The sequence below is a fragment of the Aeromicrobium piscarium genome, assembly GCF_007421815.1.
In the GTDB taxonomy this organism is placed as follows: Bacteria; Actinomycetota; Actinomycetes; order Propionibacteriales; family Nocardioidaceae; genus Aeromicrobium; species Aeromicrobium piscarium.
In genome coordinates this window covers 49,389-63,993 of the sequence record NZ_VLNT01000005.1, presented here as the reverse complement: position 1 = coordinate 63,993, position 14,605 = coordinate 49,389, and the positions used below count along the sequence as shown (strand labels likewise).

The window sequence follows — 14,605 nt, the reverse complement described above, 5'->3', positions numbered from 1 at the left end:
CGATGGGGGTCGTCATCGGCACTGGGGTCGACCTCGTCCACGTTCCGGGGTTCGCTGACCAGGTTCAGCGTCCCGGAACGTGGGTCGACCGGGTGTTCACACCCGGCGAGCGGCGCGATGCGCGGAGCTTCCTTGCCGATGCCTCCGCGTCTTGCGCCGCCGAGGTCGCGTCCTTGGCGGCGCGCTGGGCCGCCAAGGAGGCCTTCGTCAAGGCCTGGTCGGAGTCCCTGTGGGGGAGTGCTCCGGTGCTCGGCGAGGAGATCCACCACCTGATCGAGGTCGTCACCGATGCCTGGGGACGACCCCGGCTGGTGCTGCACGGGGAGGTGCGGGCCGCCCTCGGCGAGGACATCGCCGCCTTCGTCTCCCTCTCCCACGACGGCGACTACGCCATCGCCACCGTCACCCTCACCCGCCCCTGAGCCACCCGGCCGTGCGCGGTGGATAGGCGTCCGTTACCTGGCCAGGAGCGGTGCCTCAGCGTCCGAATCCGGCTCGAGAACGGGCGCCTACACACCGCCCTGACATATGTCATGTGAGGTCGTGACTCCTACCACTGGGCCAGCGGTGTCGTGCTCGGGAAGAGTGGAGGCTATGAGCAGAGACATGATGTCGTCCCTTGCGTCCAGCTTCGACTCGCTGCCTTTCGCCCTGCAGATCCTCGTGGTCGCGGTGATCGGCGTGGTCCCCTTCCTGGAGAGCTACGTTGGAGCCTTCGTGGGCACGCTCGTCGGTCTGCCCGCTCCCGTCGCCCTCGTCGCGACCGTGCTCGGCAATGTCCTCGCTGTCGTGGTCGCGGTCGCTCTCGGGAGCCGGATCGCGCAGCGCCGTGAGCGTCAGCGCGAGCAGCCCCGCACTTCTCGACAGGAGAAGGTCATCGCTCGCGTCGACCGATGGGGGGTGCCGATCGCCAGCCTCCTCGCGCCGATGGTGCTCGCGATCTCGCTGACGGCTTTCATCATGACGACGGTCGGCTTGGCGCGACGACAGGTCATGGTCTGGCAGATCGCCGCGGTCGTGCTCTGGGGCGGCATCTTCACGGCCTTCGGCCTCGGCCTGCTCTCGGTGACGGGCTGACATGCTCCGCTCGCCGGGGCAGGACCGCATCGCGCGGATCAGCGCGTGGTCGCGCTCGTGGCGTCTGGCAGACCTCGGGCCTCGGTCGCCGAGACGCAGCCGGGACATCACGCGCCGACGCAAGCGAGCCCGACATCTACCCGCCGAGATCACCCGCGCGACGTAGCGCTTCGCTGACTCTCCGCGCCGCGGTCGGCGCGTCGACCTGAATCCGGCATTGATGGGCGAGGGCCGCGGACCACGCGCCGTCGCTCGGTAGATCGACGAAATCACCGGACGTCGAGGGCTGGCCGGTCGGTCCCATGCGGACATAGAGATCGAGCGACTCGGCAGTGACATGGCCGGCATCGGCAAGAGCCCAGAGGTCGTAGAGGTCGCGGGGCGCCCTGCGGTCGCGCCATGCGGCGAGCTTCGCCGCGACGAAGGCCGCGGGCGTGAGTACCTTCATCCGCGCCGGTGGAGCGTCACCGTAGCGTTGCTCGAGGTCGACCTCGAGCGTCGGCCACCGCGGATAGTTGATGTATGACAGCAGTTGGATCTGGACCGTGGCGGCGTCCGCCACGCGGAGGACGGCAGGGCCGGAGCCCCGCGTCTGATGCAGCGGCGGGAACCAATCGACGGAACCGTGGCTGCGGGCGAGTCCATCGTCGATGGCTTCCATCATCCGTGGGGCGATGTCCGAGCGGCGAGCGGTCGTGAGGAGATCGATGTCCTCGCTGAGCCGAAGGTCCGGGAGCAGAGTCCGCGACAGGGCGGTCCCTCCGAAGAACACGAGCTCGCCCTGACCCGGCATCTGACTGAGTGCGGCGAGAAGGTGAGAGATCACATGGTCGCGGACGACCTGTGCATCGGCGACGCCGAACTGTTCGCGTACACGGACGAGATCGTTGGCGCGGATCATGTGAGCGCCTCGATCCGTTCGAGGGCAGCGCCCATTCCGTGTTGTTCAGCGGCGATACGTGCCAGACGGTCGTGATCGAGGCGGGGGAGGAGGTTCCGTAGCGCGGCGGCTGCCTCCTCGGGATGACCGCCACGCCCTGGGTGACGAGCGAGGTCGAGCGCCGTCTGCTCGACTGTGGTGACCAACACTCGGCCGGTGTCCAAGGTTTCGAGACGGGCATCGAGAGCAGCGGTCTGCCGTTGAACAATGTGGAGCCTCCCGCCATCGTCGAGAACTAGGGGTCGATGCTGTCGTGGGGCTGCGATGACGACATCTCCGATGGCGCGGGGGAACGCCCCGTGGATCCGGGCGGCGGAGATCCCCATCATGACGATGTGGTCGATGCCGTAGATCGCGGCGGCGATGCCGGCGCCCGCGGTCTCCGGGGATGGCCGCCACCCCGGTTCCGCATCATCCGGTACGGCCATGACATATCCGGCGGCGAGACGTGCGAGGGCACCTGTGCCGAGGTGATGGGAGATGACCGCTCGCGGATTGGCGAAGGCATCGCTGAGATCACGCGGCCGGAGGGTGCGCAGGGGCGCACGCGCGATCAACTGAGGAGCAGTCACGGGAGACTCCTTTCACTATGCAGATCGTAGCGCCGAGAGCTACGATCTGCATACTTTCTGACCCGCTCGCACGCCTTGCCGGGGACCGATGATGATGCGTAACGGCTGTTATAGCCGCCCCGATGCATCATCATCGGTGCGGAGGTCGTCCACTATCTCGGCACCTCGCCGACCGGATCGGTCTCATAGGAGAAGGGCCGGCTAGGCAAGCTCTTCGGCCGCTGACGCGCGTGTCTCAGGCGTGCGGCTGGGAGGCGAGTAGATAGGCGCTCAGCAGGCGCTTGAGCTCGATGACGGCCTCGGTGTGCTCCTGGCCGTCGCGCACGGAGAAGTTGAGCATCGAGTAGGCGACGTAGACCAGCACCTCGGCCATGATCTGGCGGCGCTCGCGCGGGGTGCCCGGGGTGAGCGGGCCGAGCGCGTAGGCGACATCGGAGGCCAGCTCGCGTTCGGTGACGGCGGCGGTGGCGCGGGTGGCCGGCGTGGACTGCATCGCCATCCAGACCGCTCGACGGGACGGGTCCTCGATCCAGAGCCGGGCCATGTGATCGACCAGGCGATTGAGCAGGACCAGCCAGTCCAGGGTGGGAAGCGCCGCAGTCAGGCGACCCAGCTCCTCGCGGACCGCGACGGCGTTCTGCCGGTCGAGCTCGCAGACGATGACGTACTTGTTCTGGAAGAACTGGTAGAGGGTGCCGATCGGCAGGCCGGCCCGTTGGGCCACCTCTTCGCAGGTGAAGGACTCGAAGCCGACATCCAGCAGCAGCTCACGTGAGACCTGCAGCAGATGATCGAACTTGAGCTGGCTGCGCTCCTGGGTGGGGCGCCTCCGGGGCTCGAGGATCTGCGCGGTCACGTCTCTAGGGTACAGAACCGGAGCCGGAGGTCAGCTCTGTGGTGCGACAGCAACGACACGACCGCCGGAGAATCGCCCTCGCGGCGATCCCTCCGGCGGCCGTCTCGATCACGCAGTGGCGTCGAGGCCGTGCTGCACGAGCGGGAAGATCGAGTCGCCGATGTGGTCGAAGCCCTCGCCGAGCGTCTGCCCGTGGATGTAGCGGTAGTAGATGCCCTCGAGGATGACCGCCAGCTTGAAGTACGCCAGCCCGAGGTGGAAGCCGAGTTCGCCGAGATCGCGCCCGGAGGTCGTGGCGTACCGATCGATGACCGCGTCGACCGATAGATAACCGGGAGCCTTGGGGGCGTCGGTGACCGAGGCGGGAGAGTCGCCACTGTCGTGCAAGGCGAGGTTCTGGTACGCCACCACCAGCGCCACATCGGTCAGCGGATCGCCGAGCGTGCTCATCTCCCAGTCCAGCACCGCCGTGATCTGGTCGGCGTCGTCGACCAACGCGTTGTCGAGCCGGTAGTCGCCGTGCACGATCGTGCCGTCCCCGGACTGCGGGATGGACCGCTCCAGCCGGGCGTACAGCTCGTCGATCCCGTCGATCTCCCGGCTCCGTGAGGCGTCGAGCTGCTTCTTCCAGCGACGGACCTGACGCTCCAGGTAGCCGTCGGGGCGGCCGAACTCCTCGAGCCCCACCGCCGTGTAGTCGACCTCGTGCAGGGCCGCGAGGGTGTCGACGAGCCGCTCGGAGATCGCGCGGGTGCGTTCCTCGCCGAGCTTCTCGAGCTGCTCGGCGCGTTGGAAGGGTGTCCCGGCGACGCTCTCCATCAGATAGAAGGGCGCGCCGATGACGGAGTCGTCCTGGCAGAGCCCGTAGGTGGCCGGCACCGGGACCGAGGTGTCGGCGAGGGCGCTCATCACCCGGTACTCGCGCGACATGTCATGCGCCGTGGCGAGGACATGCCCGAGCGGTGGCCGACGCGCGATGATCTCGCGCGCGCCGTCACTGACGCGGTAGGTCAGATTGGACTTGCCGCCGGTGATGAGCGTGGCCGTGAGCGGCCCGGAGGTGTCCAGCACTCCGGGCTGCTCGGCATCGATCCACCGGGCGAGCGCTCCTGTGTCGAGGCCCTCGGTCATGTCAGTCCTTCGGTCCGCCGGCGACGTAGATGACCTGGCCGGAGACGAAGCCCGCACCCTCGCTGACGAGGAAGGACGCCGTGTGGGCGATGTCCTCGGGCTGGCCGACGCGCTGGACCGGGATCTGCTCGGCGCTGAACTTGATGAAGTCGTCGAAGTCGACGCCGATGCGCTCGGCGGTCGCGGCGGTCATATCGGTCTGGATGAAGCCGGGGGCGATCGCATTGGCGGTCACGCCGAACTTGCCGAGCTCGATCGCGAGGGTCTTGGTGAAGCCCTGGATGCCGGCCTTCGCGGCGGAGTAGTTGGCCTGGCCGCGGTTGCCGAGGGCCGAGGTGCTCGACAGGTTGACGATGCGGCCGAACTTCGCCTCGGTCATGTGCTTCTGCACAGCCTTGGTCATGTTGAACGCGCCACGCAGGTGCACGCCCATGACGGCGTCCCAGTCGTCGACCGTCATCTTGAACAGCAGGTTGTCGCGGATGATGCCGGCATTGTTGATCAGCACGGTGGGAGCGCCCAGTTCGGAGGCGACACGCTCGACGGCGGCCTCGACGCTATCGGCATCGGCGACATTCGCCCCCACGGCGATCGCGGTGCCTCCGGCGGAGGTGATGGCCTCGACGGTGTCGGCGCAGGCCGCCTCGTCCAGATCGAGGACGGCCACCTGGAGGCCGTCGGCGGCGAGGCGCTGGGCGACGCCCCGGCCGATGCCCCGGGCGGCTCCGGTGACGATGGCGGTACGAGTCTCGGACACGATGATCCCTTTCCGTCGGAAGACGATGGTGCGAAGAGGCCACGGACGATAGGGAGAGACTCGGTGGTCGAGTGCGACCGAGGAATGAGGGACCGTATCGAGACCACGTCACGTGGGTGATGTCGATATGCCGCTCGTTCCTCGCGGCTACTCAATCACCGAGGGACCGTCGATCCGCGAAACTCTAAGCGCTTGCTTAGTTAGCACTCTAGCACTTGCCGTGGGTGGGGGACATCACATGCCGGATTCGCCAAGAAGATGAGGAATCCCTCATGTTTGTCCTATAGTTGAGGAAACCCTCACGTTTTAGGAGTCGTTGTGACCGACATCGAGCAGGTGGCCGACCACCGCGCGACACTCGCACACCGCCGGGACGAGCGCTTCGCGCGCGTCGAGCCCCGCGGCAAGCGGGTGCACACCGCCCGCGAACGCGTCGAGCTGTTCTTCGACGACGGCACGTTCAACGAGACCACTCCGATGCGTTCGGCCCACGGCGGCGGCAGTGGCGTCGTCACCGGCTGGGGGCTCGTCGACGGCCGGCCCGTCGTCGTCGCATCGCACGACGCCGCGGTCGCCTCCGGCGCCATCGGCGAGGTCATGGCCGAAGCGATCATGGCCGCCCAGCGGCTCGCGATCGACCGCGGCTTCCCGATCGTCTACATCAATGACTCCGGCGGCGCCCGCGTGCCTGACGGCATCCTCGCGCTCCACGGGTGCGGCGGTATCTTCGCGCTCAACGTCGAGGCGCAGCGCCGGATCCCGCAGATCTCCCTCATCCTCGGCCCGTGCGCGGGCGCCGCGGCCTATTCGCCGGCGCTCACCGACTGGACGATCATGGTCAAGGGCCAGGGGCACATGTTCCTCACGGGTCCGGACATCGTCAAGGCCGCCACGGGTGAGGACGCGACGGCCGACGAGATCGGCGGCTCGCGCCTGCACACCGAGACCAGCGGCGTCGCCCATCTCGAGGTCGAGTCCGAGGTCGAGGCGCTTGAATCGGCGCGCCTGCTGCTGTCCTTCCTGCCCTCGCACGCCGGTGGCGCCCAGCAGGTCAGCGGAGCCGTCCCTGCCAACCCGCGCGCTGCCGAGGCGCTGCCCGACCTCGTGCCGGCCAAGGCCTCGGTCGTCTTCGATATGAACCAGCTCGTCGACGGCGTGCTCGACAACGGTGCCCGCCTCGAGCTGATGCCCGGCCATGCCGGCAGCATCCTCACGCTCTTCGGCCGTCTCGACGGACGCCCCGTCGGTGTCGTCGCCAACCAGCCGGTCTGTCGGGGCGGCATCCTCGATGCCAAGAGCTCGGTCAAGCTCGCTCGTTTCGTCGAGTTCTGCGGACGCTTCGGCGTGCCCGTGCTCACCTTCGTGGACGTCCCGGGATTCCTCCCGGGCACGGTCGAGGAGGGCCGCGGCGTCATCACGCATGGCGCCAAGGTCCTCAAGGCCTATGTGGATGCCGACTCGCCCAAGCTCACCGTCGTTGTGCGCAAGGCCTACGGCGGCGCCTACATCGCGATGGGTGCCAAGTCGCTCGGCGCGGACATGACCTGGGCGTGGTCGAACTCCGAGATCGCGGTCATGGGCCCAGGTGGCGCGGTCGCGCTGCTGCACCGCCGTGCGCTCGCCGCGGCCGATGACCCGATCGCGTTGCGCGACGAGCTGGCGGCCGAGTACCGCGAGAACGTCGCCCGGCCTTACGGCGCGGCCGAGGCCGGCATCGTCGACGATGTCATCGTGCCCGAGGAGACCCGCGGCCGGATGACCCAGGCGCTGCGCATGCTCACCTACGCGGAGGGGGAGCAGTGACCGTCCCCGCACGGGCCGACATCGTCGGCAATGTCTGGAAGATCGTGGCCCGCGAGGGCGATCCCGTCGGAATCGGCGATACCGTCGCGATCCTGGAGACCATGAAGATGGAGATCCCGGTGGTCGCGCCGGCGGCAGGGCACGTGAGTCGCATCCTGGTCGCCGAGGGGCAGATCGTCCAGGAGGGCGATCCGGTCGCCGAGATCGACGCCACGCTCAGCGCCTGACGGCTCTCTGACAGGATCGGCGGGGTGAACGAGCACCGCCATGAGATCCCCATGCGATGGGCCGACATCGATTCGCTGAACCACGTCAACAATGTCGTCTACCTCGAGTACGCCGCGCAGGCCGAGCACGCGCTGATCGCCGATCGGGTCGTGGAGCGGCGCCGGCCCGGTTCGGTGGTGGTCGAGTTCAGCCGCCCGATCCAGTTGAGTCGGCGCCCGGTCGAGGTCGTCACGCAGGTCCGCGAGGACTCGCTCGTGCAGCGGATCGGCGTGCGGGGGAGCGATCGGGTCTTCGCCACGGTCACGTCGTCCTTCGGCGCTCCGGACCGAGTGGAGCCCGCCGCCGGTGTCGCCGAACAGCCGTTGACACTGCGTCCCTCCGATCTCGATCACGATGGGTCCGTCTCGGTGCCCAGGGTCTTCGAGCTCCTGCAGGAGTCGCGCATTCCGTACATGGCCACGCTCTTGCCGTCCGGTCCAGGTGGCGTCGTGCTCGCCACGGTCGCGGTCGACCTCGTACGCCCCATCACCGGAGACGACGTCGTCGAGTCGCGCGCCTGGGTGGACCGGCTCGGCACCTCGTCCTATGCGATCGGCGCGCAGCTGGTCGTGGACGGTGCTGTGTCCGTGTCGTCGCTGGCGGTGCTCGTCGGCTTCGACCCGGCGACGCAGCGTTCTCGCGCGCTCTCGGAGGTCGAACGCGAGGGCATCGCCTCGGGTCTGCGCCCACCCACCCGTTGATGAGCGTGGGTGGAGGACATCGAGCAGTTCGCCGGCAACCGAGTAGTGAATCGTCCCAGGAAACACGGGACGATGCATCCCTGCCCGACCCTGAGCGGTAGGCCACCAACCTCATCCGAGGCTCGAGAGGTTGACCAGATGCCCCCGGGGTGGTCTCAGTCCGGGGTGTTGATCATGAACTGGGCCGCGTGCTGGGCATAGCCCCAGAAACGCGCGTCGTGCTCGGGATCGAGTCCGGCGGCGTCGAGACCGGCCCGGAAATGCTTGAGCCAGTGGTCACGAGCCTCGCTGTTGACTGCGAACGGCGCATGCCGCATCCGCAGCCGAGGATGTCCTCGTTGCTCGGAGTAGGTCGTGGGACCGCCCCAGTACTGCTCGAGGAACATCGTGAACCGCTCGGCGGCCGGCCCGAGGTCCTCCTCGGGGTACATCGGCCGCAGCACCTCGTCCTCCGCGACACCCGCGTAGAACACCTTGACGATGCGCTCGATGGTGGCGCGCCCGCCGATCGCCTCGTAGAAGTTCTCCTCATCGCTCATGCCGGCACCGCCTGGAGAGGAAGCATGGTAGGTCGGTACCGGCATGAGGATGTGCTGATGGTTCGCTCGCTGCGCTCGCTCATGCCGGCACCGCCTGGAGAGGAAGCATGGTAGGTCGGTACCGGCATGAGGATGTGCTGATGGTTCGCTCGCTGCGCTCGCTCATGAATAGCCTCCGGGGGGAACGATCGTGACCGGGATCCTGATGCCCGCCGCGTCGAAGCGGTGCTTGACGCGCTGACGCATGGCGCGGGCCACACCCCACTGCTCGAGCGGAGCGGTCTTGAGCACCACGCGCACGACGACACCGTCCTTGTCGAAGCGCTCGACGCCCCACACCTCGGGGGGTTCGATGATGACGCCTTCGAAGGCCTTCTCGGCGTACATCTCGTTCGCGACATCGTGCAGGATGCGCTGGGCCTCGTCCAGATCGGACTCGTAGGCGACGGTGATGTCCAGGACGGTACGGGCCCAGTTCTGGCTCGAATTGCCGACACGGAGGATCTCCCCGTTGCGCACGTACCAGACGGTGCCGTCGACATCGCGCAGTCGCGTGACCCGGAGACCGACGGACTCCACGGTGCCGGCGGCCTCGCCGAGGTCCACGACATCGCCGACTCCGTACTGGTCCTCCAGCATCATCGAGATGCCGGCGAGGAAGTCTTTCACGAGGGTCTGCGCACCGAAGCCGAGCGCGACACCGACGATGCCGGCGCTGGTCAGCAGGGGAGCGACCGGGATGCCGAAGCTCGCCAGGATGGTGACGACGGCGATGGTGAGGATAATGCCGGTCGCGATGCTCTTGAGCAATGATCCGGTCGCTTCGGCGCGCTGGCGGCGGCGTTGGGCGGCAGGCTCCCCGCGTTCGGCCATCTTGGTGCCGGTCTTCGTCTGGGCGATGGCATTGGGCATCGCCCCCTTGGCGGCTCGGCTGATCAGCCGGTCGATCAGCCGATTGGCCACCCAGCGCAGTACCAGCGCGAAGACGATGATGATGATGGCCCGCAGCGGTACTTCGACGAAGCGGTGGAACCACGGCTCGTCGAGGAAGTCGAGGTCAGGCATGGCTCCCAACGTACCGGCCGATACGATAGGCCCATGAGCCTCGTCCGCGCCTTCACGACCCTCGTGGCCGCTGTGGCCGCCGTCCTCGTCGCCACCGCCGGACCGGCGGCCGCCTCGACCGCCCCCTTCACCTGGGAGCAGGGCGAGTCGCTCAGCACGCTGTACGTCGTCGGCATCTTCGCGGGCGTCCCGCTGGCGCTGTTCGTGGTCATCTGGATCTTCGGTGCCGCGACCGCCCGCAACAACTACGTCCCGCCGGCTCCCTCCACTGAGGTCGAGAAGGCCGACGCCCACCACTGACACGCTCCACGAGAAGGCCCCCGCCGGATGGCGGGGGCCTTCTGCATTCCGGCCGTCGTGGGTCGAGGTGATCTCGCTCAGTTGACCGCGCGGGCGCGCAGGGCGCGGGCGAGGTCGTCGCGCCCCTCCCTCACGTATCGCAGCGCCGCCGCCGGGGCCCGGTTGTCGGCGAGCCAGGCATCGACACGATCGAGCGTGTCCTGCGAGGGATTGGCGAGGGGGAACAAGTAGATCAGCGCGATCTGGCCGATCCACACGCCCTGCTCGTCGATGATCGTCTCGGCCATCTCCAGGTAGCGCTCGACGTACGGCGCCAGCAGCTCGCCCTGTCCATGGACCTGGAAGGACGCCGCGATGCTGCGCCGGGTCTCGTTCGGGGTCGCCGTGTCGACCGCGACCTTCTGCCAGGCGTCCTCCTTGGCCTCGGCGACCGGACGGATCGCCAGCGCCCCGGCGCCGCGCTCGCGGCCGGAGTTCGTCGGATCGCGGTCGATCTCCGCGGCGATCGCGGTCTCGTCGAGCGCCCCGAGGCGGGCGAGAGCGGTCACGAGGGTCCAACGCAGGTCGGTGTCGACAGTGAGCCCGTCGATGCCGTCATGGAGTAGCTCGCGGACGCGGTCCGGGGCGCTGGCGGCAGCCGCCAGCGCGCGGGCGAAGGCGAGCTGGTGATCGGTGCCCGGCTCCGCGGAGGTGAGCAGCTCCCACAGCCCCTCCTCCCAGGTGCGCGACAGCTCCTCGCGCCGTGCATCGGAGGTGAAGGAGGAGACCGCGGTGGTGCCCTGGCGCAGAAGCGAGCCGACCGCGGTCAGATCGCTCTCGGTGCCGACCCCGGACAGCACCAGCTGCACGAAGTCGGCCGAGCCGAGCTCAGCGTCGCGGGTCATGTCCCACGCCGCGCCCCAGCACAGCGCGCGGGCCAGTGAGTCGTCGATGGCCCCGATGCCGCCGATGAGGGTCGCGAACGAGCGCTCGTCGAGGCGGATCTTGGCATAGGTGAGATCGGCGTCGTTCAAGAGCACGAGGTTCGGCTGAGGCTTGCCGACGAGCTCAGGGATCTCGGTCAGCTCGCCGGAGACGTCCACCTCGACGGCGTCGGTGCGCACGATGGCACCGTCGACATCGTCATACAGTCCGATCCCGATGCGGTGACGGCGCAGCGTCGGGAAGTCCGCGTGGGCCGACTGCTCCACCGCGAACGAGGTGAACCGGCCCTCGGCATCGGTCTCGAAGCGGGCGCGCAACGTGTTGACGCCCGAGGTCTGCAGCCACTCGGCCGACCAGGAGTCCAGCTCGCGTCCGGATGCCGCCTCCAGCTCGACGAGCAGATCGCGCAGCTCGGTATTGCCGTACGCGTGCTTGGCGAAGTACGCGCGCAGGCCGGCGAAGAAGTCCTCCTCGCCCACCCAGGCGACCAACTGCTTGAGCGCGGAGGCGCCCTTGGCGTAGGTGATGCCGTCGAAGTTCGCCTCGACGGCGTGCAGGTCGTAGTTGTCCGCCGCGATCGGGTGGGTCGAGGGCAGCTGATCCTGCCGGTAGGCCCAGTTCTTGCGGGCATTGGTGAAGCCCGTCCAGGCATCGGTGAAGCGGGTCGCGTTGACCTGTGCGTGATGCGAGGCGAACTCGGCGAAGGACTCGTTGAGCCAGAGATCGTCCCACCACTTCATCGTCACGAGATCGCCGAACCACATGTGGGCCATCTCGTGCAGGATCGTGTTGGCGCGCTGCTCGTAGGCGGCGACCGTCTGGCGGCTGCGGAAGATCAGCTCGTCGCGGAAGGTCACACAGCCCGCGTTCTCCATCGCGCCCATGTTGTACTCGGGCACGAAGAGCTGGTCGTACTTGCCGAACGGGTACCCCATCTCGAAGGCCCGCTCGAAGAAGGCGAAGCCCTGACGGGTGACCTCGATGATGTCATCGGCGTCGAGGAACTCGACGAGCGACTGACGGCAGAAGACGCCGAGGGGGATCTCGCCGTGCTCACCGGCGTAGGTGTCGCGCACGACGTGGTACTCGCCGGCGACGAGCGCTGTGATGTAGGTCGACATGCGCGCGGTGGGCGCGAAGTGCCAGACGGCGACGCCCTCGCGGACGGCCTCCGGCTCGGGGGTGGGGGAGTTGCTCACGACCTGCCAGTGCTCGGGTGCCGTGACGTGGAAGGTGAACTCGGCCTTGAGGTCCGGCTGCTCGAAGGTCGCGAAGACCCGCCGGGCGTCCGGTACCTCGAACTGCGTGTAGAGGTAGACGCGCTCGTCGGTCGGGTCGACGAAGCGGTGCAGACCCTCGCCGGAATGCGAGTAGGCGCAGGTCGCCTCGACCGTCACCTCGTTCTCGGCGGCGAGGCCGTCGAGCGGGATCCTGCTGTCGGCGTAGAGCGCGGGGTCCAGGCTGGTGCCGTTGAGGGTGATCGCGCTGATCTCACCGTCGACCAGATCGAGGAAGGTCGAGGCCCCCTCGGTCGCGGTGAACCGGATCGTCGTGGTGGAGCCGAAGCGTTCGCTCGAGTCGAGGGTCAGGTCGAGCGCGACATCGTAGGTCTGGGTCTGGACCACCGATGCGCGGGCGCGGGCTTCTTCGCGGGTGAGATTGGTGCCGGGCATACCCCTACTCTCGCACCAACACCACTGCGCGGCCCCGCAGGGTGACGGCGCATCGGGCAGGATGGTGGACGTGGAGATCGGGTTCGCGACCTCGGAGCGCTCGACCGTCGGCATCGAGTGGGAGCTGGCGCTCGTCGACGCGGACTCCGGTGATCTGCGCCAAGTCGCGCAGACGGTGCTCGATGCCCTCGCGGGCCCGGACGGCCGGGAGCACCCCAATGTCAAACAGGAGCTGTTGCTCAACACGGTGGAGATCGTCACGGATGTCTGTCACACCGTCGGCGAGGCGACCGCGGATCTGGGCCGCAGCCTCGAGCTGCTGCGTCCGATCCTCGACCCGCTGCGGGTCGAGCTGATGTGCGCGGGCACGCACCCGTTCGCCCGCTGGACCCAGCAGAAGGTGACCGACAAGCAGCGGTACGCCACCCTCATCGACCGTACGCAGTGGTGGGGGCGCCAGATGCTCATCTACGGCGTGCACATCCACGTCGGCATCGAGGACCGTGACAAGGTCCTGCCGATCAGTCGCGCGCTCATGGCCTATTACGGACATCTGCAGGCGCTCAGCGCATCCTCTCCCTTCTGGGGCGGTGAGGACACCGGGTACGCCTCGAACCGCGCGCTGATGTTCCAGCAGCTGCCGACGGCAGGCCTCCCCTTCGGCTTCGACGAGTGGCCGCAGCTGGAGCGCTATGTCGACGACATGCTGAAGACCGGGGTCATCGACATCTTCGAGGAGATCCGGTGGGATATCCGGCCCTCGCCGAAGTTCGGGACCATCGAGGTCCGGGTCTGCGACGGCATCCCGACGATCGCGGAGCTCGGTGCCATCGCGGCGCTCACCCAGTGCCTCGTCGAGCACTACTCGCGCGAGTTGGACGCCGGGCGGCCGACGCCCACCCTGCCGTCGTGGTTCGCGCAGGAGAACAAGTGGCGTTCCGCGCGCTACGGCATGGACACGATCCTGATCCTCGACGAGGACGGCGATGAGGATCTCGTGACCACCGATCTGACCGAGCGCGTGCTGCCGATGCTGGAGCCCGTCGCCGAGGATCTCGGGTGCGCCACCGAACTCTCGGGAGTGCGCGCCATCATGGAGTCGGGGGCGTCCTATCAACGCCAGCGCCAGGTCGCCGCGCGCGGTGGCGGTGCCTTGGACGCCGTCGTCCGATCGCTCGTCGCGGAGATGCGCGCGGGCCGACCTGTGGAGGTAGAGCTGTGACCGAACAACGCGAGACCGTGGATTTCTGGTTCGACCCGCTGTGCCCGTGGGCGTGGATGACATCGCGCTGGATGCTCGAGGTGGAGCAGGTGCGCGATGTTCACACCCGGTTCCACATCATGAGCCTCGCCGTGCTCAACGAGGACAAGGACATCCCGGAGGACTACCGGGAGATGCTCAAGACCGCGATGGGGCCGGTGCGCGTCTGCCAGGCGGCCGCCGACCACGCCGGCCCGGAGATCCTGCGCGATCTCTACACCGCACTCGGAAACCGGCGGCATCCCGGCGGTCGCGACTACGATCGCGAGGTCTTCGTCGAGGCGCTGGAGGAGGTCGGCCTGCCCGCGTCGCTCGCCGATGCTGCCGACGACCCGCAGTACGACGACGCGATCCGCGCGTCCCACGCCGAAGGCATCGGGCTGGTGGGCGAGGAGGTCGGCACACCGGTCATCGCGATCGCGGGAGTCGCCTTCTTCGGCCCGGTCCTGAGCCCCGCGCCCACGGGCGAGGATGCCGGCAAGGTCTGGGACGGCGCTCGGCTGCTCGCCGGCTACGAGGGCTTCTTCGAGCTCAAGCGCACCCGGACCCGCGACCCCATCTTCGACTGATCCCGCGGGCACCCGGTGGCGGTAGCCTGTCAACCCTTCCTCTCCCGGTGGAGGTAGGTCATCAACCTCTCGTCCCCGGTGGCGGTAGCTGATCAACGTTATCGGGGACGGATGGGGTTGATGGCCTACCTCCACCGGGGGTGACGGTCACGGATGGTTGAGATACTCGC

Annotated in this window: 16 protein-coding genes; 8 read left to right on the top strand and 8 right to left on the bottom strand. The window is 68.2% G+C overall.

Annotated features, from left to right (window positions below; all coding sequences use genetic code 11):
- Positions 1–2: 2 nt before the first annotated feature.
- Both acpS and FNM00_RS08200 read left to right on the top strand, forming a co-directional pair.
- Positions 3–422: a holo-ACP synthase AcpS gene (gene acpS, locus FNM00_RS08205; protein ID WP_143912960.1), complete on the top strand. Its 420-nt coding sequence runs from the start codon at positions 3–5 to the stop codon at positions 420–422.
- Between the two features lie 172 nt (positions 423–594).
- Positions 595–1,077, top strand: coding sequence for a hypothetical protein (locus FNM00_RS08200; protein WP_143912959.1), 483 nt, complete (start codon positions 595–597; stop codon positions 1,075–1,077).
- Between the two features lie 136 nt (positions 1,078–1,213).
- On the opposite strand, the gene FNM00_RS08195 is transcribed toward FNM00_RS08200, so the two are convergent.
- The 5 genes from FNM00_RS08195 to fabG form a co-directional block, all read right to left on the bottom strand.
- Positions 1,214–1,978: a nucleotidyl transferase AbiEii/AbiGii toxin family protein gene (locus FNM00_RS08195; protein ID WP_143912958.1), complete on the bottom strand. Its 765-nt coding sequence runs from the start codon at positions 1,976–1,978 to the stop codon at positions 1,214–1,216.
- Positions 1,975–2,589: a type IV toxin-antitoxin system AbiEi family antitoxin domain-containing protein gene (locus FNM00_RS08190; protein ID WP_143912957.1), complete on the bottom strand. Its 615-nt coding sequence runs from the start codon at positions 2,587–2,589 to the stop codon at positions 1,975–1,977. The genes FNM00_RS08195 and FNM00_RS08190 overlap by 4 nt, the downstream gene beginning before the upstream one ends.
- A gap of 235 nt (positions 2,590–2,824) precedes the next feature.
- Complete coding sequence (locus FNM00_RS08185; protein ID WP_205197619.1) at positions 2,825–3,445, bottom strand: TetR/AcrR family transcriptional regulator; 621 nt, start codon at positions 3,443–3,445, stop codon at positions 2,825–2,827.
- Between the two features lie 108 nt (positions 3,446–3,553).
- Positions 3,554–4,576, bottom strand: a complete 1,023-nt coding sequence (locus FNM00_RS08180; protein WP_143912956.1) for a phosphotransferase family protein — start codon at positions 4,574–4,576, stop codon at positions 3,554–3,556.
- 1 nt (position 4,577) lies between these two features.
- Positions 4,578–5,333, bottom strand: a complete 756-nt coding sequence (gene fabG, locus FNM00_RS08175; RefSeq protein ID WP_143912955.1) for a 3-oxoacyl-ACP reductase FabG — start codon at positions 5,331–5,333, stop codon at positions 4,578–4,580.
- 318 nt (positions 5,334–5,651) lie between these two features.
- On the opposite strand from fabG, the gene FNM00_RS08170 reads away from it, so the two are divergent.
- Genes FNM00_RS08170 through FNM00_RS08160 form a run of 3 tightly spaced genes read left to right on the top strand, consistent with a single transcriptional unit; the run spans position 5,652 to position 8,104 of the window.
- Positions 5,652–7,136, top strand: coding sequence for an acyl-CoA carboxylase subunit beta (locus FNM00_RS08170; RefSeq protein ID WP_143912954.1), 1,485 nt, complete (start codon positions 5,652–5,654; stop codon positions 7,134–7,136).
- On the top strand, positions 7,133–7,363 hold the full coding sequence (locus FNM00_RS08165; RefSeq protein ID WP_143912953.1) for a biotin/lipoyl-binding carrier protein: 231 nt from the start codon (positions 7,133–7,135) through the stop codon (positions 7,361–7,363). Before FNM00_RS08170 ends, FNM00_RS08165 begins: the two co-directional genes overlap by 4 nt.
- Positions 7,364–7,387: 24 nt before the next feature.
- Positions 7,388–8,104 (top strand): hotdog domain-containing protein, encoded by a 717-nt coding sequence (locus FNM00_RS08160; protein ID WP_143912952.1) that lies wholly within the window; start codon positions 7,388–7,390, stop codon positions 8,102–8,104.
- Between the two features lie 155 nt (positions 8,105–8,259).
- Here FNM00_RS08160 and FNM00_RS08155 read toward each other — a convergent pair whose 3' ends face one another.
- Complete coding sequence (locus tag FNM00_RS08155; RefSeq protein ID WP_143912951.1) at positions 8,260–8,643, bottom strand: globin; 384 nt, start codon at positions 8,641–8,643, stop codon at positions 8,260–8,262.
- A gap of 162 nt (positions 8,644–8,805) precedes the next feature.
- A complete protein-coding gene (locus tag FNM00_RS08150; protein WP_143912950.1) occupies positions 8,806–9,708 on the bottom strand; it encodes a mechanosensitive ion channel family protein in 903 nt (300 codons plus the stop codon).
- Positions 9,709–9,741: 33 nt separating this feature from the next.
- Between FNM00_RS08150 and FNM00_RS08145 the strand changes: the two genes are divergently transcribed.
- Positions 9,742–10,008: a hypothetical protein gene (locus FNM00_RS08145; RefSeq protein ID WP_143912949.1), complete on the top strand. Its 267-nt coding sequence runs from the start codon at positions 9,742–9,744 to the stop codon at positions 10,006–10,008.
- A gap of 77 nt (positions 10,009–10,085) precedes the next feature.
- On the opposite strand, the gene pepN is transcribed toward FNM00_RS08145, so the two are convergent.
- Positions 10,086–12,605: an aminopeptidase N gene (gene pepN / locus FNM00_RS08140; protein ID WP_143912948.1), complete on the bottom strand. Its 2,520-nt coding sequence runs from the start codon at positions 12,603–12,605 to the stop codon at positions 10,086–10,088.
- A gap of 70 nt (positions 12,606–12,675) precedes the next feature.
- Between pepN and FNM00_RS08135 the strand changes: the two genes are divergently transcribed.
- Together FNM00_RS08135 and FNM00_RS08130 are read left to right on the top strand one after the other, a co-directional pair.
- Complete coding sequence (locus FNM00_RS08135) at positions 12,676–13,827, top strand: glutamate--cysteine ligase (protein ID WP_221933648.1); 1,152 nt, start codon at positions 12,676–12,678, stop codon at positions 13,825–13,827.
- Positions 13,824–14,435: a mycothiol-dependent nitroreductase Rv2466c family protein gene (locus tag FNM00_RS08130; protein WP_143912946.1), complete on the top strand. Its 612-nt coding sequence runs from the start codon at positions 13,824–13,826 to the stop codon at positions 14,433–14,435. Before FNM00_RS08135 ends, FNM00_RS08130 begins: the two co-directional genes overlap by 4 nt.
- Positions 14,436–14,605: the final 170 nt, after the last annotated feature.